The organism is Streptomyces sp. NPDC030995 (assembly GCF_055571215.1).
In genome coordinates, this window is sequence record NZ_JBVIFS010000006.1 from 51,273 (window position 1) to 73,642 (window position 22,370).

Annotated in this window: 21 protein-coding genes; 5 read left to right on the forward strand and 16 right to left on the reverse strand. The window is 73.4% G+C overall.

Features of this window, described 5'->3' with window-relative positions:
* Nucleotides 1-74: 74 nt before the first annotated feature.
* A complete protein-coding gene (locus tag ACZ45T_RS12150; protein ID WP_468440147.1) occupies nt 75-374 on the forward strand; it encodes a chaplin in 300 nt (99 codons plus the stop codon).
* Nucleotides 375-437: 63 nt separating this feature from the next.
* Here ACZ45T_RS12150 and ACZ45T_RS12155 read toward each other — a convergent pair whose 3' ends face one another.
* The 5 genes from ACZ45T_RS12155 to ACZ45T_RS12175 form a co-directional block, all read right to left on the reverse strand.
* Nucleotides 438-1,301 carry a tyrosinase family protein gene (locus tag ACZ45T_RS12155; RefSeq protein ID WP_468440149.1) on the reverse strand — a complete coding sequence of 288 codons (864 nt, stop codon included), beginning with the start codon at nt 1,299-1,301 and terminating at the stop codon, nt 438-440.
* A gap of 30 nt (nt 1,302-1,331) precedes the next feature.
* Nucleotides 1,332-1,703: a tyrosinase family oxidase copper chaperone gene (locus ACZ45T_RS12160; RefSeq protein ID WP_468440151.1), complete on the reverse strand. Its 372-nt coding sequence runs from the start codon at nt 1,701-1,703 to the stop codon at nt 1,332-1,334.
* Nucleotides 1,704-1,948: 245 nt separating this feature from the next.
* Nucleotides 1,949-3,055: an acyl-CoA dehydrogenase family protein gene (locus tag ACZ45T_RS12165; RefSeq protein ID WP_468440152.1), complete on the reverse strand. Its 1,107-nt coding sequence runs from the start codon at nt 3,053-3,055 to the stop codon at nt 1,949-1,951.
* Nucleotides 3,052-4,260, reverse strand: a complete 1,209-nt coding sequence (locus ACZ45T_RS12170; RefSeq protein WP_468440154.1) for an acyl-CoA dehydrogenase family protein — start codon at nt 4,258-4,260, stop codon at nt 3,052-3,054. The genes ACZ45T_RS12165 and ACZ45T_RS12170 overlap by 4 nt, the downstream gene beginning before the upstream one ends.
* Nucleotides 4,257-5,231, reverse strand: a complete 975-nt coding sequence (locus tag ACZ45T_RS12175; RefSeq protein WP_468440157.1) for an NADPH:quinone oxidoreductase family protein — start codon at nt 5,229-5,231, stop codon at nt 4,257-4,259. The genes ACZ45T_RS12170 and ACZ45T_RS12175 overlap by 4 nt, the downstream gene beginning before the upstream one ends.
* A 197-nt stretch (nt 5,232-5,428) precedes the next feature.
* Between ACZ45T_RS12175 and ACZ45T_RS12180 the strand changes: the two genes are divergently transcribed.
* Nucleotides 5,429-6,574 (forward strand): hypothetical protein, encoded by a 1,146-nt coding sequence (locus ACZ45T_RS12180; RefSeq protein WP_468440159.1) that lies wholly within the window; start codon nt 5,429-5,431, stop codon nt 6,572-6,574.
* 49 nt (nt 6,575-6,623) lie between these two features.
* Entirely contained in the window at nt 6,624-7,523 is a 900-nt protein-coding gene (locus ACZ45T_RS12185) for an SDR family oxidoreductase (RefSeq protein ID WP_468440161.1), read from the forward strand.
* Nucleotides 7,524-7,572: 49 nt separating this feature from the next.
* Here the strand turns inward: ACZ45T_RS12185 and ACZ45T_RS12190 are convergent, their stop codons facing one another.
* The 6 genes from ACZ45T_RS12190 to ACZ45T_RS12215 all read right to left on the reverse strand — a co-directional run bounded on the left by ACZ45T_RS12190 (nt 7,573) and on the right by ACZ45T_RS12215 (nt 14,921).
* A complete protein-coding gene (locus ACZ45T_RS12190) occupies nt 7,573-8,406 on the reverse strand; it encodes an enoyl-CoA hydratase/isomerase family protein (RefSeq protein ID WP_468440163.1) in 834 nt (277 codons plus the stop codon).
* A gap of 56 nt (nt 8,407-8,462) precedes the next feature.
* A complete protein-coding gene (locus tag ACZ45T_RS12195) occupies nt 8,463-9,227 on the reverse strand; it encodes a PIG-L deacetylase family protein (protein WP_468440165.1) in 765 nt (254 codons plus the stop codon).
* A 176-nt stretch (nt 9,228-9,403) separates the two neighbouring features.
* Nucleotides 9,404-11,191 (reverse strand): DNRLRE domain-containing protein, encoded by a 1,788-nt coding sequence (locus ACZ45T_RS12200; RefSeq protein ID WP_468440167.1) that lies wholly within the window; start codon nt 11,189-11,191, stop codon nt 9,404-9,406.
* A gap of 167 nt (nt 11,192-11,358) precedes the next feature.
* On the reverse strand, nt 11,359-12,669 hold the full coding sequence (locus tag ACZ45T_RS12205) for an alpha/beta fold hydrolase (RefSeq protein WP_468440169.1): 1,311 nt from the start codon (nt 12,667-12,669) through the stop codon (nt 11,359-11,361).
* Between the two features lie 132 nt (nt 12,670-12,801).
* A complete protein-coding gene (locus ACZ45T_RS12210) occupies nt 12,802-13,887 on the reverse strand; it encodes an S-(hydroxymethyl)mycothiol dehydrogenase (RefSeq protein WP_468440171.1) in 1,086 nt (361 codons plus the stop codon).
* A gap of 101 nt (nt 13,888-13,988) precedes the next feature.
* The gene (locus ACZ45T_RS12215) at nt 13,989-14,921 is read right to left on the reverse strand and encodes a LysR family transcriptional regulator (protein WP_468440173.1); all 933 of its coding nucleotides are present in this window, start codon (nt 14,919-14,921) and stop codon (nt 13,989-13,991) included.
* Nucleotides 14,922-14,992: 71 nt separating this feature from the next.
* Here ACZ45T_RS12215 and ACZ45T_RS12220 point away from each other — a divergent pair, with 71 nt between their 5' ends.
* Together ACZ45T_RS12220 and ACZ45T_RS12225 are read left to right on the forward strand one after the other, a co-directional pair.
* On the forward strand, nt 14,993-15,904 hold the full coding sequence (locus tag ACZ45T_RS12220) for a dihydrodipicolinate synthase family protein (protein WP_468440175.1): 912 nt from the start codon (nt 14,993-14,995) through the stop codon (nt 15,902-15,904).
* A 375-nt stretch (nt 15,905-16,279) separates the two neighbouring features.
* Nucleotides 16,280-16,996 carry a transglycosylase SLT domain-containing protein gene (locus ACZ45T_RS12225; protein WP_468440177.1) on the forward strand — a complete coding sequence of 239 codons (717 nt, stop codon included), beginning with the start codon at nt 16,280-16,282 and terminating at the stop codon, nt 16,994-16,996.
* On the opposite strand, the gene ACZ45T_RS12230 is transcribed toward ACZ45T_RS12225, so the two are convergent.
* The 5 genes from ACZ45T_RS12230 to ACZ45T_RS12250 all read right to left on the reverse strand — a co-directional run bounded on the left by ACZ45T_RS12230 (nt 16,980) and on the right by ACZ45T_RS12250 (nt 22,331).
* Nucleotides 16,980-17,912 carry a squalene/phytoene synthase family protein gene (locus ACZ45T_RS12230; RefSeq protein ID WP_468440179.1) on the reverse strand — a complete coding sequence of 311 codons (933 nt, stop codon included), beginning with the start codon at nt 17,910-17,912 and terminating at the stop codon, nt 16,980-16,982. The genes ACZ45T_RS12225 and ACZ45T_RS12230 overlap by 17 nt on opposite strands.
* A 56-nt stretch (nt 17,913-17,968) precedes the next feature.
* Nucleotides 17,969-19,681 carry a serine/threonine-protein kinase gene (locus ACZ45T_RS12235; protein ID WP_468440181.1) on the reverse strand — a complete coding sequence of 571 codons (1,713 nt, stop codon included), beginning with the start codon at nt 19,679-19,681 and terminating at the stop codon, nt 17,969-17,971.
* A 27-nt stretch (nt 19,682-19,708) separates the two neighbouring features.
* On the reverse strand, nt 19,709-21,334 hold the full coding sequence (locus ACZ45T_RS12240; protein WP_468440183.1) for a peptide-N4-asparagine amidase: 1,626 nt from the start codon (nt 21,332-21,334) through the stop codon (nt 19,709-19,711).
* A gap of 144 nt (nt 21,335-21,478) precedes the next feature.
* Nucleotides 21,479-21,958: a ribonuclease E activity regulator RraA gene (gene rraA, locus ACZ45T_RS12245; protein ID WP_468440185.1), complete on the reverse strand. Its 480-nt coding sequence runs from the start codon at nt 21,956-21,958 to the stop codon at nt 21,479-21,481.
* A 106-nt stretch (nt 21,959-22,064) separates the two neighbouring features.
* Entirely contained in the window at nt 22,065-22,331 is a 267-nt protein-coding gene (locus ACZ45T_RS12250; protein ID WP_468440187.1) for a GlsB/YeaQ/YmgE family stress response membrane protein, read from the reverse strand.
* Between the last annotated feature and the right edge of the window lie 39 nt (nt 22,332-22,370).

Genomic DNA, 22,370 nt, shown 5'->3' on the forward strand with positions numbered 1-22,370 from the left:
GGCCGCCCCGGCGTTGTATGCCATGTCAAATGCCGCACATTCTGTGGCGCCCCATATCTCATGAGGAGATCTTGATGTCGCGTATCGCGAAGGCACTCGCCATCACCGCTGTCACCGGTAGCGCCGTGGTCGCCGGTGCGGGTCTGGCCGTCGCCGATGCCGGAGCGCACGGTGCCGCGATCGGCTCCCCCGGTGTCCTGTCGGGCAACCTGCTCCAGGTCCCGGTGCACGTCCCGGTCAACGTCTGCGGCAACACCGTGAACATCATCGCCCTGCTGAACCCGGCGTTCGGCAACACCTGCGTCAACGCCTCCAACGGCGGCGACCACCACGGCGAGCACCACACCGACGACGAGGGCAGCTACGGCCACTGATCGCCTGATCGCCTGATCGACGGAAGGGCCCCCGCCAGTCGGCGGGGGCCCTTTCCCTGTGCCTCATGCGTAGCGGTAGACGCCCTGATGGCCGAGCATCTCGCGCGGGGTGATGTTCCACGGCGGCATCGGCTCGTCGAGGGAGATCACCCGGCCGCGCTGGAGGTCGCGGGGAGCAAGGGGAGCGGCCGGCAGATAGCCGGATCGGGGATGCTTCTGCTGCCAGCGGTCCCAGATCAGGTCGACGAACGCGTGGTGCAGCCAGAACGCCGGGTCGTTGGGCGCCGTGCCGCCCGTCATGTGGCCGCCGATCCACTGGTGGACCTTGTTGTGGTTGCGCCAGCGCTCGCTCTTGGGCGCGGCCCAGCCCTCCAGCTTGTTGCGGAAGCCGCCCGCGGTGGCCGTCGAGTCCCACGGCGAGACGTCGTAGGTGGGGTCGTCGATCGCCGACTGGAGTTCGGCCCGGGTGGGCAGGGAGATCGGGTTCTGCGGCCGGCCGAGGTTGCGGGTGAGGAAGGCGGACTCCGTGATGCCCACGGTCACCGTCCAGTTCCCCTTGTCGTAGGCGAACGGCCCGGTCATCACCTTGCGGTCGCTCGCCCGGCCGGTGCCGCCGAGGAAGTCGTCGGCCCACAGGGAGGAGACCGGGCTGTTGTCGGTGGTCCAGTCCCAGTACGGCACGGACACACCCGGGTCGAGCTCCTGCAACTGCTTCTCGAACTCCAGCAGATAGCGCCGGTGCCACGGGAAGAAGGACGGGGACATGTGCCCCACGCGCAGCTTGCGGTCGCGGTCGGGCACGAAATATTTGTCGTGGGTGCGCACCAGGGCGTCGTAGGCGCCGCTGCGCTTGAGCTCCAGCACGGCGGCCGTGAACCGCTTCTTCTGGGCGCTGGTGAGGTTCTTCTGGTTCTGCCGGGTGTGCAACGCGGGGGTCCTCCCGTTCCCGTGGATGTGTCAGCCGTGGTGCGGGGCCGCGAACGCCAGCTGTGCCGTGCCGAGTTCGTCGACGGCCGCACGGGCCAGTTCCAGGCGCGTCGGAAAGGACTGGAAGTGGTTGATCCCGCTGAGGTAGCTGCCGTCGGCCCGCCGCATGACGTGCAGGGGGCGGCCGTCGATGCGGACCCCGGCGACGTCGACGGCGATGTGCCGGCCGCGGTACGTCTCCTCCTCGGTGAGCGGGGCCGGGGTGAGGGTCTGCCGGGGCCCCCGGGCGCGCAGGACCGGGGCCAGGGCCGCGGCCGCGCCCGCGAGCACGGCCGCGGTGAAGGCCGTACGGAGAAGCGCGCGGCGGGTCAGTGGTGCGGCGGCGGATGCTGCGGACAACATACGGTCTCCCTCGCTCGGTGGCCGGCGGCTACGGGTCTAACGCCGTGCGGCGGGCGAGGTCACCCTTTGGGGCACTTGCAGAAGAGGGTGATGACGGCCGTCATGCGGCCGGACACGAAGATCGGCGGGAAGACCGGCCCACGCGTGACGATCCTGTCCGCCGGCCCGGAACAGAGCGTTCCCCCTTACCGGGACTGGCCGGCGGACTCGTCATCGGGCGTACCCGTGCCCCACCTCTGGCAGGCCTACGGCGCCGGGAGCTCGGCGAAGTCCGCCACCAGGCCGCGGTGGTGGCCCGCGGTGCCCAGGGCCAGGGAGTCGGCCTTGGCCCGCTTGAGGTAGAGGTGGGCCGGGTGTTCCCAGGTCATGCCGATGCCGCCGTGGAGCTGTACGCACTCCTCGGCGGCCCGGACGGCGACACCCGAGCAGTAGGCCTGGGCCACGGCGACCGTCAGGGGGGCGTCGGGGGCCGCCGTGGCCAGGGCGTCGGCCGCGGCCCTGGCCGCCGCGCGCGCGGAGGCCACGTCGAGCCAGAGCCGGGCGAGGCGGTGCTTGAGGGCCTGGAAGGAGCCGACGGGCCGGTTGAACTGGTGGCGGCCGCGGACGTACCCGACGGTCTCGGTCAGACACCACTCGGCGAGCCCGAGCTGCTCGGAGGCGAGCAGTCCGGCCCCGGACAGCAGTGCTCCGGCGACGGCCGCGCGGGCCGTGGCGGGGTCGGCGAGGCGGGTGCCGGCGGCCGCCCGCAGGGTGACGGTGGCCAGCGGGCGGGTCAGGTCCAGCGGAACCCGCGCGGTCAGCTCGGCCGAGGCGGCCGGGACGGCGTACAGCCCGGTGTCGGCGAGCACCAGCAGGACGTCGGCGGCCACCGCGTCCGCGACGGAGGTGACCGTGCCGCTCAGGATCCCGCCGCCAGAGTCCCGTACGGCCGCCGGGAAGGGTGCGCCGGGGGCGAGGGTCAGCGGCACGGCCGGTGTGCACACGGTGCGTCCGGAGGCCAGCTCCCGCAGCAGCGGGGCGGCTTCGGCCGTGTCGCAGCCCAGCAGGATCTCCGTCGCGAGGACCGAGCTCGTCAGGTACGGGAGGGGCGCCACGGCCCGGCCCAGCTCCTCCAGGACCACGGCGGCCTCCCGGTGGCTCGCGCCCTGACCGCCGAGCTTCTCGGGTACGAGGAGCCCGGCCGCGCCGATCCCGACGGCGAGGGTGTGCCACAGCGCGGGGTCGTGCGGCTGGTCGCTCTCGGCCCGGGCGAGGACGCTCTTCGGGTCGCAGCGGTCCGCGAGGAGCGCGCGTACGGCGGAGCGGAGCTCCTCCTCGGTTTCGGAGTAGAGCAGGTCGGTCGGTGCCGTCATCGGGCGAGGTCCTTCCATGCGAGGTCCTTGTCGTCGCGCGGCTCGGAAGGCAGGCCGAGGACGCGTTCGGCGACGATGTTGAGGAGGATTTCGCTGGTGCCGCCCTCGATGCTGTTGCCCTTGGCGCGCAGATAGCGGTAGCCGGCGTCGCGGCCGGTGAAGTCGACCAGTTCGGGGCGGCGCATGGTCCACTCCTCGTACAGGAGGCCCTCCTCGCCGAGGAGTTCGACCTCCAGGCCGCTGATCTCCTGGTTGAGCCGGGCGAAGGTGAGCTTCATGCCGGATCCTTCGGGACCGGGCTGCCCGGCGACGAGCTGCTGGCGCAGCCGTTCACCGGTGAGGCGGGCGACCTCGGCCTCGACCCACAGCTCCAGCAGCCGCTGGTGGAGGGCGTGGGTGCGCAGCTCGGGGCGTTCGCGCCAGGCGGCGGCGACCGGCGCGATCATGCCGCCCTCGCGCGGGATGCGCATGCCGCCGATGGAGACCCGTTCGTTCATCAGGGTGGTGCGGGCGACCGCCCAGCCTTCGCCGACGGCGCCCAGGCGGTGGGCGTCGGGGATGCGGACGCCGGTGAGGAAGACCTCGTTGAACTCCGCCTCGCCGGTGATCTGGCGCAGGGGCCGGACCTCGACGCCGGGGGCGTGCATGTCGCAGAGGAAGTAGGTGATGCCCTGGTGCTTGGGGAGCGCCGGGTCGGTGCGGGCGATCAGGATGGCCCAACGGGCGTTGTGGGCGCTGGAGGTCCACACCTTCTGGCCGTCGACCACCCATTCGCCGGTGGACCCGTCGAGGACGGCGCGGGTGGAGAGCGCGGCGAGGTCGGAGCCGGCGCCGGGCTCGCTGAAGAGCTGGCACCACACCTCCTCGCCGACCCACAGGGGGCGCAGGAAGCGCTGCTTCTGCTCCTCGGTGCCGTACGCGAGGATCGTGGGCGCGGCCATGCCGAGGCCGATGCCGATCCGGCGCGGGTCGTTGTCGGGGGCTCCGGCGGCCTCCAGCTCGGCGTCGACGACGGCCTGGAGGGAGCGGGGTGCGCCGAGCCCGCCGAGTCCCTCGGGGTAGTGGACCCAGGCGAGTCCGGCGTCGAAGCGGGCCCGCAGGAAGTCGGTACGGGCGGTGTCCGCGGGCGGGTGCGCGGCGAGCAGTTCCCGGACGCGGGCGCGCAGCGTCTCGGGGGTGGCGGTCGGGCCGGTCGCGGGGGTCATCGGCGCTCTCCGTCCATGGCGGGTACGACGACCACGCGGCCGGTGGTGGTCCCGTCGGCGACGCGCTGGACGGCGTCGGCCGCCCCGGCGAGCGGAACGCGTTCGCTGACCAGCGGTTTGATGACGCCCTCGGCCGCGAGCCGGGTCAGTTCGGCGTGGCAGCCGAGGATGGCGGCCGGCTCCTTGGTGGCGTACAGGCCCCAGTGCAGCCCGAGGATGGCGTAGTTCTTCACCAGCGCGTGGTTGAGGGCGGGGGCGGGGATGGTGCCGCTCGCGAAGCCGACGACGACGATCCGGCCCTCGAAGGCCACGCACTTGGCGGAGGCGGTGTGGGCGTCTCCGCCGACCGGGTCGTAGACGACGTCGGCGCCGCGCCCGCCGGTGAACTCCTTGACGCGGGCGACGACGTCTTCCGCCGTACGGTCGATCACCAGGTCGCAGCCGAGCTCCTCGGCGGTGCGCGCCTTGGCTTTGCCCCCGACGACCCCGATGACGGTGGCACCGGCGGCCTTGCCGAGCTGGACGGCGGCGCTGCCGACCCCGCCGGAGGCGGCGTGCACGAGGAGGGTCTCGCCGGGCTGGAGGCGGGCACGTCGGTGCAGGCCGAACCAGCCGGTCTGGTAGCCGATGTGCAGGGCCGCCGCCTCGGCGTCGTCGAGGGTGTCCGGGGCGGGGAGCAGGGCGCGCGCGGGGGCGGTGACGTACTCGGCGAAACCGCCGTGCGGCAGGCTCGGGTTGGCGATGACGCGGCGGCCGTCCTCGGTCTCGCCGCAGATCTCGACGCCGGGGGTGAAGGGCAGCGGGGGCCGGATCTGGTACTGCCCGCGGGCGAGCAGCGCGTCGGGGAAGTTGACGTTGGCGGCGAGTACCTTCAGCCTCACCTCGCCTTCGCCGGGGACCGGTTCGGGAACCTCTTCGAGGCGCATGGCCTCACGGGGCTCGCCGGGGGTATGTACTCGCCATGCCTGCATCCGGGGCCTCCAGCCGCCGTCGAGGAATCACACTCCGCGCGCATACTAAGCGGTCGCTTGTCCATCTGGGAACCAGGGGACACGCGCGAACAACCAAATGATCTTTCCGGGGCGGCGGAGATAGCATCAACGATCAGGTGCCGTACGGCATATGACACGCTCATTCAGGGGGGAACCGCCCAATGAACAGAAGCCGCATGAGACGAACCACGTCCGCCGCCGGAGCCGCCATCGTCCTCGCGGGGCTGATCACCGCCGCCGGACCCGCCGCGGCCGCGACCGGCACGACGCCGTGCAGCCCGGCCGTCGAGCTGCTGCCCTCCCTGCCGGGGATGAGCGGGGGCACCGTGAAGGGCTTCGGCGCCGGCGGACTCGCGGTCGGCGAGAGCGGCAGCCTGCCCGCCTACTGGACCGGCGCCGAGCACACCGTCCACGCCGTCCCGCTGCCCGCCGGCTTCGACCACGGCAGCGTCCAGGCCGTCAGCGCCCAGGGCCTGATGGTGGGCACGGCCACCCGCGACTCGGACCGCGCCACGGTCGCCTTCACCCACCGGCAGGGCGCCGCGACCTCCGAGGCGTTCACCACGCCCGTCGGGCACGGCGTGGACGTCGACGTCAACGAGTCGGGCCGGGTCGTCGCCGTGGACAACGGCGTCGCCAAGGAGTGGGTGGACGGCAAGGCCGTGCGCGAACTGCCGGTTCCCGCCGACGCGATCCCCGGCACCAAGGTCTTCTCGCTGAGCGGGATCAACAAGCGCGGCGACATCGTCGGCACGGCCACCGGCTCCTACTACGACGCCGAGAACGACATCGAGGTCACCAAGACCTTCCCGGTGGTCTGGCCCGCCGGAGGCGGCTACCCGCCGTACAGCCTCCAGGTGTGGAACGGCTACCACTATTCGTACTCCACGATCGCCCGGGACATCGACGACCGCGGCCGGGTGGTCGGCCTGGAGGACTTCTACTACCGCAACGACCCGAAGCAGACCCCGGCCGTCTGGAAGAAGCCGTACGACGCCCTGCCCACCGACCCGGGCCGACTGGGCGACCACCGCAACCTGGAGCTCTCGGGCAGCAGCCCGACCACGAACGTGGCCGTCGGCACCGCCACCACCTTCGAGGAGAGCTGGCCCAGCTACTTCCAGGCCGCCTACTGGCCCGGCAAGGGGGCTCCGCTGGCACTCCCGCACCCCGCGGGCTCCACGCCCAACACGCTCAGCCGGGCCTTCGCCGCCTCCGACGACGACCGGGTCGGCGGCACGGTCCTCGACCGGGAGACGCGCGCCGGCAACGCCGTCGTCTGGACCTGCGCGAGCAAGCAGGCGTACGCGCCCAAGAGCTGATCCTGTCCGGGGCATGGTGATCTCGGCGCCCGCGCGCTATCGATGCCCCATGACGGACAACAACCGGCGCGGCCTGCCCGCACCCCCGCCACTCGGCGCCGCCGCCCTGCCTCCCGGCACCTACGCCGGGCAGGTGGTCCTCGTGACCGGCGGCGGCACCGGGCTGGGCAAAGCCATCGCCACCGAGTTCGCGCGGCTCGGCGCCGATCTGGTGATCGCGAGCCGGCGCGCCGAGCAGCTCAAGGCGGCGCGGGAGGAACTGGCGGCCGTCCCCGGCGCGGGCCGGGTGACGGCCGCCGTCTGCGACATCCGGGACCCCGAGCGGGTCGCGGAGGTCTTCGACGCGGCCGAGGCCGCGCTCGGGCCGCCGGACGTGCTGATCAACAACGCGGCCGCCAACTTCCCCTGCCCGGCGGAGGACTTGTCGCCGAACGCCTGGCGGGCGGTCGTCGACATCACCCTGACGGGCACCTGGTTCATGACCCGCGAGTTCGGCCGCCGCCACCTCGCCGCGGGCACCCCCGGGTCCATCGTGAACATCGGCGCCTCGTACGCCTGGACCGGCGGGCCGGGCTTCGCCCACAGCGCCGCCGCCAAGGCCGGGGTGAAGAACCTGGTGGAGACGCTCGCCGTCGAGTGGGGCCCGTACGGCATCCAGATCAACGGGCTCGTTCCCGGGCTGTTCCCGCACGCCGACATGACCGAGGACATCCGGGGCGGCCTGGAGCATGCCGCGCCCGACGCCAAGGACGCGCGGCAGCCCGCACTGCGGGTGGGTGCGCCGCGTGAACTGGGCTGGGCCGCCACCTTCCTGGCCTCGCCGTACGCCCGGTTCGTCACCGGCCACACGCTGGTGGTCGACGGGGCGAACTGGCAGCGCCGGGCCGTGGTCAATCCGGAGGTCGTCCCGGTGCGGGAGCAGCTGGGGCGCGGCCCGTTCGGGGGGTGATCCCCCGGGTCCCGTCCGGGTCCCATCCGGGTCCCGTCCGGACCCCGGCTCAGCCGCCGGTGAAGTGCGGGGGCCGGCGGGCCGCCTTGGCCCCGTAGCCCTCGCGGGAGTCCTCCGAGGTGAGGGTGAGGGCCGCGGTCATCGCCACGCGGTCGAGGGCCGCGGGGAGGGCGGCGTCGGCGTAGGAGTCGACCGCCCGCTTGATGCCCTGGACGGCGAGCGGGGCGTTCGCGGCGATCTCCCCGGCCAGGGTGCGGGCGGTGGTGTCCAAGTCCTCGCCGGGGACGAGCAGTTGGACCAGATTCAGGCGCTGGGCCGTCGCCGCGTCGATACGGCGGCCCGTCAGGGCCAGGTACTTGGCCCAGCCCGCACCCGCCTCCCGGGCTATCCGGAGGTCTCCGCCCGCGTCCACCGCCACACCCAACTGGGCCTCGGGCAGGGCGAAGACGGCGTCCTCGGCCGCCACCCGGACATCGGCCATCAGCGCCAGCTCGAAGCCGAAGCCCAGGCAGTAGCCCTGGACGGCGGCCACCACCGGCTGCGGGAGCCGGGCGAGGACCGCGAAGCGCTCGTGGACCCAGCGGATTCCCTCGTAGTAGTTGCGGGTGCGCTCGGCGGCGGATCCGCCCGTGATGGAGCCGCCGGGGGCCGTCACGTCGATGCCCGCGCAGAAGGCCCGGCCCTCGGCCCGCAGCAGCACCACCCGCACGGAGGGGTCGAAGCGGATGCGGTCCGCCAGCAGACCCAGCTGGCGGGTGGACTCCCAGCTCCAGCCGTTGAGCTTGTCCGGGCGGCAGAGGGTGAGGACCGCGATGCCGTCCGCGACCTCCAGACGGATCCGCTCCTCACCTTCCGCGATCTCCGTGGAGATGGTGTCGATCACCGCGCCCCGCACCCCCCTGCCACTGCCTGACGGGCCGTCAGCTTAGGGGTGGCGGGTCACCGGGGGAAGACCTCGAACAGCACCGCAGGGCGGCCGCCGAAACGGGCCCCCGCCTGCTCGGCGTAACCGGTGAGGAAGCCGCGCACGTACTCCTCGGGGTCCTGGTCCGTCAGCACCTCGATGTACGCCTTGTGCTCCATGAGGGACTTCACCGCCCGCTCCATGCCCGGACCGGCGTCGGCCGCGTGCGTCGGGGTGGTCGTACCCGTCACCGCGACCCAGCGCACTCCGTTCCAGGGCTCCAGGCCCTGCTGGGACAGGAGCTCGGGAAAGATCCACCGGTTGCCCGCGTCGGCGGCGGCGTCCAGGGTGGCCCGGCCGACGGCCTTGTGGTCGGGGGTGTTCCAGTAGCCCCCGCCCTCCGCCCCGCCCCACGTGTCGCGGTGGTTCATCGTGATGATCAGTTCGGGGCGGTGGCGGCGGATGGCCGCGGCGATGTCCCGGCGCAGGTCGAGACCGTACTCGACGACGCCGTCGCGGTAGTCGAGGAACTCCACCTCGGACACGCCGACGACGGCCGCGCTCGCGCGCTGCTCCGCCTCGCGCAGCGGGGCGCAGTCGGCGGGCGCGATGGTGTCGATGCCGGCCTCGCCGCGCGTGGCGAGGAGGTAGACGACCTCGCGGCCGCCGTCCGTCCAGTCCGCGATGGCGGCGGCCCCGCCGTACTCCAGGTCGTCGGGGTGGGCCACCACCGCGAGGGCGCGCTGCCAGTCGGTGGGCATGGGAGGCAACGGGGTCTGCTCATCAGGCTGTTCGGTCATACGTCGCACAATAGGCGAACGGACGGCGCGGGCTGGTGGGACCCTCCTGGATGCCACGGCCGCCCTTCTCCGAGCCCGTCCGTCATCCGGCGTGCCTTCGTGGATCCGCGCCGAAAACGCGACGCCGGGCCGGCACCCCCTGGACGGAGGCGCCGGCCCGGCCGGTTGACGCGGGATCAGCCGACGGGCCGCGGGGTCGCGTCGACCCCGGTGGCGGTGGACCGGAACCAGACGGCCTTGCCGTCGGCGCCGACGGCAGCCAGGTCGGCCAGGCCGTCGCGGTCGAAGTCGCCCGCCGAGACGAGCGTCGGGTAGGCCGCCCGGCCGAAGCCCGAGCCGATCTTCACGCGCTGCGCGGTGCCCCAGCTCCTGGGGTCGAGGTGCCCGGCGGCGTCCTTGGCCCCCTTCACGGCGAACAGGTCGCCCGAGGCGTCGTCACGCACCCACAGGTCGGCGGCGCCGTCGCCGTCGGTGTCGCCCGGGACAAGGACGGACACTGCGTCCCAGCCGCCGTCGCCGACGAGGACCGGGCTGGCGTTCATGTCCAGGAAGCCGGAGCGGCTGCCCGGGTACGCCCAGAGCTTCGCGCCCTGCTTCACCAGCAGGTCGGGCTCGCCGTCGGCGTTGAAGTCACCCGCGTCGGCGATGTCCTCGGCGTTGAACCAGTGGTCGTCGCCGGTCCACGCCGGGTCGTCGTTGACGCACCCGGCGTTCGGATCCGCGACCGGGCAGAAGACGCTCAGCACGATGCCGTCGTGAGGACGGACGCTGCCGAGGCCGTTGTTGCGGAAGACCCAGAGCTGCTTCGCGTGGATGGCCTCGCTGTACTCGAGCACCAGGAGGTCGTTGTAACCGTCCTCGCCCCAGTCCCCGCCGGCGGCGATCCGGGTTCCCGGGGCGAAGGACGCCCCGCCGTCGACGGGCGCCGCGAAGGTGCCGTCGGCCCGGCCGGCCGAGAAGCGGAGCTTGCCGTCCGGGTCCAGGGTCCACAGGTCGCGCAGGCCGTCGCCGTTCAGGTCGCCAGCGGCGTCGCGGACCCCGCCGTTACCCAGGGCCCAGATGCGGTAATAGGCCTCGTCGGAGCGGTAGCCGGCCTTGTCGACGCTGTAGGCGTAGATGGTGTGCGGGCCGGAGGTGGTGGGCGTGATCACGGCCGCGGCGCCGGGCGCCACGGTGACCTGGCGGGCGTCGAAGTCCGACCAGTAGACGATCTTCTCGATGTTGGCGGCGCCGCCGGTGCCGAAGGTGAAGGTGCCCGGGGTGCGGGCCTTGCCGGTGTTGGCGGGGGCGCCGTTCGAGGCGTCGGGGAACTCGGCCGAGGTGATCACCGGCGGCGCGGGGCGGCCCACGGTGGTCTCCAGCTTCGCGCTCGCCGGGGCGAAGCGCTTCCAGGCCGAAGCATCGGACTCGTCCTCGGCGAACAGGCCCACGGTGACGGAGTCCAGGTTCTTGGCCGCCGCCTCCTTGACCAGCGCGGTCGCGTCGAATTCGAGCTCGCCCGCCGCGCAGCCCTCGCGGCCCTTGGCCGCCGTCACGGTGGCCAGCCGGGCGCCCTTGGCGGGCTGGCTCTTCCAGGTGGTCTTGGCCGAAACGGCGCCGACGCTCCACAGCTCGACCGGCCGGGCCGTGCAGGACGGCGCCCCCGTGTTGGTGAGCCGGAAGGTCGCCTTGGCGACCGTGGCGCCCTTGAGCGCGGTGGTGTCCAGCCGGAGGTACGAGCGGGACAGCCCCTGGTCGCCGCCCTCATTGCCGACGCGCAGGTCGTCGGCGGCGTTCCAATAGGAGCGGTTCGGGTTCTTCTTGGACACGCGCGTCCAGGCCTGCGCGCCGACGGGGGTCTCCCCCGCCCCCGCGGCGCTGACGGCAGGGGCGGCGGCGGCCGTCGCCGCCCCTGCCACCACGCCGGTCACGGCCAGTCCGCCGGCCAGGGCCAGCGAGACGGCGCTCGAAATCCTTCTCAGCATGCACGCTCCACACGTCGGTCGTTTCGTTGGGTACGGACAGACCCTAACCGTGTGATCGACTTCTGCAGGAACGATTATCCGGAGCCCCCGGCACGGCCGTGACCAGCGCGGACTCCGGTCCGGAGTCGGTAGCGGAAGAACGGCGACCCGGGGCGCCCCTACGCCTCCTACGCCTCGTCGCGTACGAGGGCCAGCAGCCGGTCCAGGACGCGGGTGCCGCCCGCGCGGACGCCGTCGTGCTCGAACTCGTCCGTCACCCAGGTCCGCAGGCCGCGGACGGCCCGGGCCGTGCGCAGCGAGTCCGCCGTGTCCACGTACATGTCGTCGTGGTAGACGGCGGCGGCCACGGGCACCTCGTTGGCCGCCAGGCGCGCCGGGTCGTAGAGCGGCTGCCAGCCGGTACGGGCCGCCAGGTGCTCGGCGGTCTCGCGGAGCGGGGCGAGGGCGGGGTCGGTGGTGAAGTGCCAGGGGTGGATGGTCTCGCCGGTGAAGAGCAGCGGCTCGTCGCCCGCGAGGGTCTTGTCCGCGTCGAAGCGGGGGTGGGCGGCGCGGACCCGCTCGGCGGCCCAGGCGGTGGGCACGGCCGGGTCCTGGGCGTAGATGGACTCGTGGATCAGCGCGTACAGGGGGTGCCCGGCGAAGGAGAGCAGCGAGCGGGCGCTCTCCAGGAAGGCGTCGGAGAGGGCCGGGCCGGCGACGGTCGGGACGAAGGCGTCCTCCAGCAGGTAGTGCAGCTGGTGGCTGCCGTCGCCCCCGCCGAGGAGGATGCCGAAGGACTGGAAAGCCTCGACGGTCAGGAGGTGGCCGCCGGGGAGTTCGGCCGGGTGCTCGACGAGGTGGGCGGCGATCCGGCGGGCCCGCTCGACGTCCATCGGGTAACGGGCGTAGTGGGCCAGGTTCTTGCGCTCGATCCGGGGGTACGCGGCCTCGTACACCTCGTCGGCGGTGGCGGTCAGGGACGGCAGGCCGCCGGTGATCAGGGCGGCGGTGAGGCCCTCGGGCGCGGTGGAGAGGTAGTTGGTCGTGCAGAAGCCGCCGAAGCTCTGGCCGAGCACGGTCCAGGGGGCGCCGCCGGTCAGGCCGGGGCGGATGGCCTCGGCGTCGCGCACGATGGAGTCGGCGCGGAAGTGGGCGAGGTACTCGGCCTGCTGCGCGGGGGTGCCGCGCAGCGGCAGGGTCTGCCGGTTCAGGGGGGTGGAGCGGCCGGTGCCGCGCTGGTCGAGGAGCAGCACCCGGTACTCGGTGAGGGCCCGGTCCAGCCAGGCCTGCCGGCCGATGAACCGGCGGGCGCCGTTGCCGGGACCGCCCTCCAGGTAGAGCAGCCACGGCAGGGTTTCGGGGTCCTTGCCGGCGGCGACGACCTCGCGGGCGTACAGCTCGATCTGATCCCCGTCCGGGCGCGCGTGGTCCAGCGGGACGGTGAACCGGTGGTCGGTGAGGACCGTGCCGGGCTGGCGGTAGCTCTGGGCGGTGGTCACGGGCGGCCCCCTGGGGTGCGAGGTGGTGAAAGCCCGCGCCCCGGCCGGATGGCGGCGGGACGCGGGCGTGACGGTCCGCCCGAGTCTAGTACGGGGCTACTCGGCGGCCCGGGGCTTACGGGGTCCCCGCTGTCAGAACTCCACGACCGAGCGGAGCACCTCGCCGCGTTCCATCCGGGCGAAGGCGGCTTCGACCCCGTCGAGCGGGACGGTCTCGGAGACGAAGGCGTCCAGGTCGAGCCGGCCCTGCAGGTAGAGGTCGATGAGCAGCGGGAAGTCCCGTTCGGGCAGACAGTCCCCGTACCAGGAGGACTTCAGGGCGCCGCCGCGGCCGAAGACGTCCAGGAGCGGGAGTTCGAGCTTCATCTCCGGGGTCGGCACGCCGACCAGGACCACGGTGCCCGCGAGGTCGCGCGCGTAGAAGGCCTGAAGGTAGGTCTCGGGGCGGCCGACGGCCTCGATGACCACGTCCGCGCCGTTGCCCCCGGTCAGTCCCTGGATGGCCTTGACCACGTCCTGCGTACGGCCGTTGACCGTGTGCGTGGCGCCCAGGCCCCGCGCCCACTCCAGCTTCCGGTCGTCCAGGTCCACGGCGATGATCTTCGAGGCGCCCGCCAGCCTGGCTCCGGCCACGGCCGCGTTGCCCACTCCCCCGCAGCCGATGACGGCGACGGAGTCGCCCCGCCCGACGTTGCCGGTGTTCAGTGCCGCGCCGAGGCCCGCCATCACCCCGCAGCCGAGGAGTCCGGCGGCGGCGGGGGCGGCGGCCGGGTCCACCTTGGTGCACTGGCCGGCCGCGACCAGGGTCTTCTCGGCGAAGGCGCCGATCCCCAGCGCCGGGGAGAGCGGGGTGCCGTCCTCCAGGGTCATGGGCTGGGTGGCGTTGTGCGTGGCGAAGCAGTACCAGGGCCGTCCGCGCTTGCACGCCCGGCAGGTGCCGCACACCGCACGCCAGTTGAGGACCACGAAGTCGCCGGGGGCCACCGAGGTGACGTCGGGGCCGACCGATTCGACGATCCCGGCGGCCTCGTGGCCGAGCAGGAAGGGGAATTCGTCGTTGATGCCGCCCTCGCGGTAGTGCAGGTCGGTGTGGCAGACCCCGCAGGCCTGGACCCGGACGAGCGCCTCGCCGGGTCCCGGGTCGGGCACGAGGATCGTCGTCGTCTCCACCGGTGCGCCCTTGCTCCGGGCGATGACCCCTCGTACGCGATGCGTCACGTCGTACCCCGCTCTGCTCGAATCGGCCTGGATCACCGAACGTACACGGACGCCACCCCGTACGGGAGTTGTGTCCCGGTCCGGCGCGCGGCCTCCCGCCGTTAGCACCGGGCGGTGCCCCCGACCAGATCCGGTGGCACGGCGCCCCGAAGTGCCGCACCGAAGGCGGCCACGGCCGGGTGGGCGCCGGCGCCGCTGCGGAAGGCGAGGTTGGTACGGCGCTCCATGAGGAGCCGGGTGAGGCGCACGGCCGGATCGGCGGGGCCCGAGACCCCGAGCTGCGGTACGACGGCCACGCCCTGGCCCGCCGCGACCAGCGCGAGCACGGTGGCGAACTCGTCCACCTGGTGGCGCACCCGGGGCGTGAAACCGGCGGCCTGGCAGGCCCGTACGGTCATGGCGTGGCAGAGGGTGCCGGATGTGGCGGTGATCCAGGGCGCCTCCGCGTGGGTCCGCAGGACCGCACCCTGGTCGGATCCCGGGGACGGGTCGGGGGCTTCCCCGGCGGGCGCGGCCAGGTACATCGCCTCGCCGTACAGGGGCTCGGTGGCCAGGCCCGGCTCCTGCGCTGCGGGGACGAAGTCGTACTCGTGGACCAGGGCCACGTCCAGGTCGCCGGCCCGCAGCGCGTGCGCCACCGCGGCCGGGTCGGTCTCCGAGACCATCGCTTCCAGCGCCGGGTGCCGCCGGGCGAGGGCGACCAGGGCGGCCGGGACGATGGCCCGGGTGGCGGTGGGGAAGGCGCCGATCCGCAGGGCCCCCGCCAGGCCGCCGCGCGCCTCGGCGAGGTCCGCTTCGGCCTGTTCCAGCCGCTCCAGGACCGCGTCCGCGTGCCGGACCAGGTGCTGGCCGGCCGGGGTGAGCCGGACCCGGCGGCCGGTGCGCTCCAGCAGGGGCAGGCCGGCTTCGCGTTCGAGGACGCTGAGTTGCTGGGATACCGCCGAAGGGCTGAAGGCGAGCGCCTCGGCCACGGCGGCGATGGTTCCGCGGCGGGCGAGTTCGCGCAGCAGTCGCAGGCGCCGTACGTCGAGCATCGGTTCAGCTTACGGGTCGGATAAGAAACGCGAACTGGATTTGATTCTCGGGGCAGGTGAGGCTCTTCGGTATGGCACAGGACATCGCAGAAGACCTCCCGCTCGGCGGGATCCACGTACCGCTCGTCACCCCCTTCACCCGCAGCGGGGACATCGCCGCCGAGGCCCTGGAGGCGCTCGCCCACGAGGTGCTCGACGCGGGCGCCGCCGGGATCGTCGCCCTCGGCACCACCGCCGAGGCGGCCGGCCTCGACGAGGCGGAGCGCGACCTCGTCACCGACGTGTGCGCCCGGGTCTGCCGGGAGCGGGGCGCGCTGCTGACCGTCGGCGCCGGGGCGAACGGCACCCGGGCCGCGGAGGCCTCGCTGGCCCGGCTGGCGCGGTGGCCGCAGGCGCGGGCGGCGCTGGTGACCGTGCCCTCGTTCGTCCGGCCCTCGGCGGCGGGGGTGTTGGCGCATTTCGCGCGGCTGGCCGAGGTGAGCCCCGTACCGCTGATCGTCTACCACATCCCGTACCGCACCGGGCAGCCGCTGGACGCGGCCGCGCTGCGGGCGCTCGGGGCGCTCCCGGGGGTGGCCGGGATGAAGTACGCGGGCGGCGGCATCGGCGAGGACGCGGTCGCGCTCCTCGGTGACCTGCCGGACGGCTTCGAGGTGCTGGCCGGCGACGACGCGTACGCGTCCGCGCTCCTGGCGCTGGGCGCGGCGGGCGGGATCCTGGCCTCGGCGCATCTGGCGACGGCCCGGTTCGTGGAGCTCGCCGCGGCCTGGCGGGCGGGCGACGTGGCGCGGGCCCGGCCGCTGGGGCACGCGCTGGCCCGGATGTCGGCGGCGGCCTTCGCCGAACCGAACCCGGCGGTCGTCAAGGGCGTGCTGCACGCACAGGGGCGCATCCCGACCCCCGACGTACGGCTCCCCCTGCTGCCCGCCTCGGAGGCGGCGGTGGCGGCCACGCTGGAGCGCCTGGCGGAACTCCGGAACTGAGACTTGCGAGCCGGAAAGCGTCCACGATGGGCGATTTGCCGCCTACGCGCGTGTCGCCCGAATGAGGCCTACGGAGAGAGGACTTGCCCGTATTGGCCGCGGGACCACGGGTCCGTGATGTGAGTCACCCCGAATGCGCCAACATCATTTCCCCCAGGGGGCCGATTCCCTTTTCCCGGAAAGGGAATCGGCTATTTCACCGAGACACCCTCAAGGTCATTTAACGGGCTTATAGGGGGAAGTCGATCTACCGGTGGAATTCGGGTCTTGTTCCCGCCCGGCGGGCTCGCCTACGGTCACCTCGTTCCTGGTGGTACGCAGCCGAATCCGGCCGCCGCCCGGGCTCTCCCGTCCCCCCACGTGAGGAATTCCGCCATGCCCGCAAAGGGTAAGCACCGTCGGCCGAAGCACCACCCGATCACCCGCAAGCTGGCCCTCGCCGGCACCGGTGGCGCGGCCCTCACCCTCCCCCTGATCAGCGCGACCACCGCCGGGGCGGTGGAGGCGACCACCGCTCCCGCGGCTCACACCGCGGCCCCCGCGGCCCGCACCGCCGCTCCCGCGACCTATTCCGTGGTCCCCGGCGACACCCTTTCGGAGATCGCCGCGGACCATTCCGTGAGCGGCGGCTGGAAGCAGCTCTATGCGGCGAACCGGAGCGTCATCGGCGACAACCCGTCGATCATCCGGCCTGGCATCAAACTGAAGCTCGGCACGCAGGCGGAGACCGCCCGCGCGAGCAGGTCCGCCGCCCGCCCGGCCCTCACCTACGCGAACAACCTCGACGGTTGGATCCGCGAGTCCCTCGACGTGATGGCCAAGCACGGAATTCCCGGCACCTACAACGGAATTCACCGCAATGTGATGCGGGAGTCCTCGGGCAATCCCCTCGCCATCAACAACTGGGACATCAACGCCCAGAACGGCATCCCGTCCAAGGGTCTGCTCCAGGTCATCGACCCGACGTTCAAGGCCTACCACGTGCCCGGCACCTCGCTGGACTCGTACGACCCGGTCGCCAACATCACCGCCGCCTGCAATTACGCGGCCGCCCGCTACGGCTCCATCGACAACGTCAACGGGCCTTACTAGTCCCGGTCGGGAACCGGTCCCGGCTACGGGCGGCGCGCACGAGGATGCGCAGGGGCGCCGCCACGCCGTAGCCGACGTCCCGCCTCAGGGCGGCGACGCCCGCGCGCTCCACGGCGGTCAGCTGGTGCGCCATCAGCTCCGCCATGGTCGCGATCACGGGACGCAGCCCCGGTTCGGCGAGGTCGAGGATGCCGTGGGTGGCTTCCAGGGCCGTACGGGCACGCCGGCATTCGGCGGCGAGGAGGGCCCGTACGGCCGGGGTGTCGCGCGCCTGTTCCAGGTCGGCGCGGGTCACCGAGTGCTCGGCGAGGCGGGCCCGCGGGATGCAGAGCCGGCCGTCCGCGAGGTCCCCGCAGAGGTCGGCGAGGAAGTCGACGCGCTGGGCCGCGTCGACGAACCGCCGCCAGCCCGCGGCCTGTTCGGGGCCGGGGCCGCCCTGGTACTGGAGCCCGGTGAAGACCAGCACCCCGGGCCAGGCGTAGGCGTCGAGGTAGGCCTGGAAGTCCTCCTCGGCGGCGAAGCCGTCGAAGCCGGCCTCGGCGGTGGCGGCGCCGTCGAGGAAGCGGGATATCCAGTGCGGGGGCAGGGCGCGGGTGTTCACCGCGTCGGCGTAGGCGCGCAGGAGGGGGTCGGGGCTGTCCCCGGACTTCAGGGCCGCCTCCACCCGCCCGGTCAGCGCGGCGAGTCCGGCGGCCCGTTCCTGCGGGGTGCCGGTCTCGGCCACGTCGTCGACCAGGTTCATGAAGGCGAGACCGGCGGCGAGGCAGGGCACCAGGGGCGGCGCGGCGAGCAGGCGCAGCGCGAGGTAGGGGGCGGGCTCACGGCGGAGTACCCGGCGGGCGGCGTGGGTGTAGTCGTCCCGCAGCCGGGAGCCGGATATTCCGGCCGCCGTGAGTGTGGTGCGCCAGCTGGGCATGGCGGTCTAGCTCCCTTGGACCTGTCGGGGACTCGAGCGTGTACGGGTACACGATGTCAGGAGGCGACGACCTTCTTGACCTTGCCGTCGATGCCGGCGAGGACATAGCCGCCCCGGCCGTATTCGTCGCTGAGGTACGGACGCATGCACGGGACCTGGTCCATCATCCAGGGCTCGACGATGACGTAGCGCGAGGTCGGGTTCGGGACGTCGAGGTCCTTCTTGGACTGCTCCAGCAGGCCGGGCAGGGCGTCCCAGCCGACCGTGGCCATGTCGATCAGCGGCTCACCGTCCTCGACCGTGCCGTGGGGTCCCGTGCGCTTGGCCGCGCCGTCGCGGTACTGCCAGGCGTCGACGGTCTTGGCGCCGGGGGCCGTGGGGATGGAGGCGAGGACGTACCCGTCGTAGATCCGCAGGTCCACGAAGGTGGTCGTGCCGGTCTGCTGCTTGAACGCCTCCAGGGCGGTCCGGATGTTCTCCGGCGTGAGCATGCTGCCCCGGGGCGCGCTCGCCTTGGGCGTGCTCGCCTTCGGGCCGGGGGTCGCGGAGGCGGAGGCGGAGGCGGGCGGGACGGCCGGGGTGGCGGCGGTGGCACGCGTGGTCGGGGCGCCCTTCGCGTCCTGGTCGTCGCCGGAGGTCCCGTCGGGCAGCCACTGGACGATCCCGATGACACCGGCTGCCAGGACCGCCGCGAGGGCGGCGCCGATCAGGGCCGGGCGCTTGCGGGGAACGGGCGCCGCGGGGAGGGGCGAGACGGTGGTCACGTAGGGGGCGGGGCCCTGGCCGAACGGCGGCGGGGGTGTTGGCCCGTACGGGCCGTAGTGACCGTACGGACCGGGGACGGACGGGCCGGGCGGGGCGACCGGGGCGACAGGGGCGGCCGCGGCGACAGGGCCCGCCGGGCCCGCCGGGGCAGCGCCGAGAGCGGTGCTCGCATCCCGGAGCAGGCGTTCCAGCTGCGCTCCGTCGGGCCGCGCGGCCGGGTCCCGTACGAGCAGCCGTTCCAGTACGGACGCCAGCGGGCCGGAGCGCACCGGCGCCGGGATCGGCTCGTCCAGCACGGCGACCACCGTGGCCAGGCTGGTGGCCCGGCGCAGCGGATGGACCCCCTCCGCGGCCACGTACAGCAGCATGCCCAGCGACCACAGGTCGGAGGCGGCCAGACCCTCCTCCCCGCGGACCCGTTCGGGCGCGATGTACTCCGGCGAGCCGATCAGCACCCCGGTCGAGGTGAGCCCGGTCGACCCGTGCAGGGCCGCGATGCCGAAGTCGGTGAGCACCGCGGACCCGTCGGGGCGCAGCAGCACGTTGGCCGGTTTCACATCACGGTGGAGGACGCCCTCGGCGTGTGCGGCGCGCAGCGCGGACAGCACGTCGAGGCCGAGCCGCAGCACGTCGGCGAGCGGAAGCGGACCGGACACCAGCCGGTCGTGCAGGGAACCGCCCTTGACCAGTTCCATGACGATCCACGGATGTCCGTCCGTGCCGTCGGCCGGTTCGACGATGTGGTGGATCGTCACCACGTGGGGGTGGGCGAGGCGGGCGAGGGCGCGGGCCTCGCGGACGGCCCGTTCGCGCAGCTGGTCGACGAGACCGGGCTGGGCGGCGGCCGTGGCCGGGTCCGGCGGGCGCACCTCCTTGAGTGCGACCTCGCGGTGCAGGGCGACGTCGCGGGCCCGCCACACCGTACCCATGCCGCCGCTGCCCAGGGGCGCGACCAGTTCGAAGCGCCCGTCGATCAGCTGTCTGCCGGCCTCACCAGTGTCCATGGCGGATCATCGTAGGCGCCGCCGGTGTCAGCAGCGGCGGCGGTCCACCGTGACGGTGCCCTGCGCCGTGGCCACCGTGCGGTCGTAGCACCCGCCGGGCGCCTGGGACCCGTACAGGCGGTGGCGGGCGGTGGTGGTGGCGACCGCGTGCCGCTGGTCGCGCGGGACGTTGGCGGTGTAGGTGGCGTCGCCCCTGTACCGGTCGTCGAGCCGCGACACGTCGACGTTGCGGCCGCCGCGCAGGGTGACCGTGTCCGCGCGGTCGCCGAGCGAGAGGACCGTGCGCAGCCGGTCACCGGCGCCGAGGGTGGTCTCGCCGTCCATCGTGTACGTGCGGTCGGTCTGGGTGGTGGTCGGCCCGTGCGTCACGCTCTCCTCGTCGGTCCAGGTCGCGGTGAGCGCGTCGCGGTTCTCGCCGTCGGTCCAGCGGTGGACGGAGGTGTTGTGCACGGCGCGGGTGACCGTGGTGGTGACCCGGCCGTGGGAGGTGTTCAGGTGCCCGGCGACGGTCAGCCGGTGCCCTCCCTCGGTGTCCAGGCGGTGTTCGCCGCCGGGCGCTGCGGGTGTCCAGCGGGAGTGGCCCGCCGGATCGCTCTGCTCGTTCCGGGTCAGGGCGCCGGTGACGACCTCGCGGGCCTCGTCCTGCCAGAGCAGCAGATTGGTGGGGGTGCTCCAGCCGCTCTGCCCGGCCGGCACCCCGGCGACGGACACCTCGATCCGGTGCGCGCGGCCGTCGTTGAGGAGGGCGGCGTAGGGGGTGAGGTCGTAGCGGATCGGCTGGACGTCGAAGGCGCGGGGGCCGGGGGTGACGTACCACAGGAAGGGGTTGGACCAGCCGCCCGTCCAGACCGTCGGGAAGGGCGCGGCGATGCCGGCGAGCTGCCCGTCGACCGAGACGCGGACCTCGCGGTAGGGACCCTCCTGCGCCTTGCAGGAGTACGGGGCCGCGTCCGGGGTGGTCATGTACCAGTACTCCTCGCAGCCGCCGCCCGAGCCCGTGGCGTACACCTCGGCGAGGAGGCGTTCCGTGTTGCGCGGCGTGGTGACCGACGGGGTGGTGAGGGGCAGGACGCGGTCCGGGGTGTCGGCGGCCGCCGGGGTGCGGCCCTCGGCGGCGTAGAAGGTGAGCGTCACCTTGACGTCGATGACACCGGTGTACGTGTCGTTGACGACGTTGCCGATGAGCATCTCGACGGGCTGAGGACGGCTGAGGGTGTCGCGGTAGCGGGTGACGTCCTTCTCGACGGACCAGGTGATGCCGTCGGGCGAGGGCTGCGGGGTGGAGGTGCGCAGGATCTCCACCCCGCCGAGGGAGAGGTGGCCGAGGCGGTCGTACTGACGGCCCTTCACCTTGCCGTCGAGGCGGAGCACGACCTTGGCCCAGCCGTCCGCTCCGCAGGCCGTGGGCGGTGCGTAGCTTCCCTGGTACGGGGTGAAGTCGCGGAACTGCGCCTCGGCGAGGGTCACCTCGCAGGACCGGGTCGCGGGCCGGTCGACGGGCGGGGCCGCGGTGAGGGGGTCGTGCCAGTCCGTGCCGAACTCGGCGGGCGGCGGATCGGTCGGGGTCACGCCCTGCGCGGGTCCCGCGGCGGCGAGGGTGCCTGCGGCCAGCGCGATCGCGCCGAGCAGGCCCATGATCCTGTGTCGTCTCATGGACCCGCAGTGAAACCCGGCCTGCCGGGGCGGTGCCAGGGACGGTGCACCGGCCTTGGCGTGATTTCGCCCCTGCCGCCCCCGCCGCCCCGCCTCGCCCCCGCCGCCCACTCCCCGGCGCCGGCGCCCCCTCGCTGCGTACCGCTATGCGGGCAGGATGACCACGCCGTCGTCGTCCGCGTGGACGGTGTCGCCGGCGCGGAAGGTGAGGTCCCCGATGGTGACGGGCTCGTCCACCACGCCCGCGCCGGTCTTGCCGCTCTTGCGGGGAACGGTGCCCAGCGCCTTGATGCCGAGGTCGAGCCCGCCGAGGGCGACGCTGTCGCGGACCGCGCCGCTGATGATCAGGCCCGCCCAGCCGTTGGCCCGGGCCGCTCCGGCGATGAGGTCGCCGACGAGGGCGGTGCGCAGCGAGCCGCCGCCGTCCACGACGAGGACCGCGCCCTCGCCCGGCGTGTTGACGAGCCCGCGCAGCAGGGCGTTGTCCTCCTGGCAGCGCAGGGTCCGTACGGGGCCGGCGAAGAGCTTGCGTCCGCCGAACTGGCGGAAGGCGGTGGTGCAGATGCCGAGGGCCTCGCCGTACTCGTCGTACAGGTCTGCGGTGGGGACGGGGGTGATGGTCATGGTGGTACCGGTTCCTCGCTGGTCGGGCTCGTACGTCGTGCCTGCGGCCAGGTTAGCGATGGCCGGTGCCGGAGTGCGGGGGCGGACATCGGCTGGAACCTGACGGTCAGTCCCGGGAGTTGCCGAACAGGATCCGGTAGCCGATCAGCAGGACCAGCGAGCCGCCGATGGCGGCGCCCCAGGTGGCGAGGTCGAAGAACTCGGTCTGGACGGGCCGGTTCAGGAACTCGGCCGAGAGCCAGCCACCGATGAAGGCTCCGGCGACGCCGATGAGCGTGGTCCCGATCAGACCACCGGGGTCGCGGCCGGGCAGCAGGACCTTGGCGATGCCTCCGGCCAGCAGTCCCAGGATGATCCAGCTGACGATGCCCATGCCCAGTCACTCCGCTTCGGTCGTTCTCGGTCGTTCCCG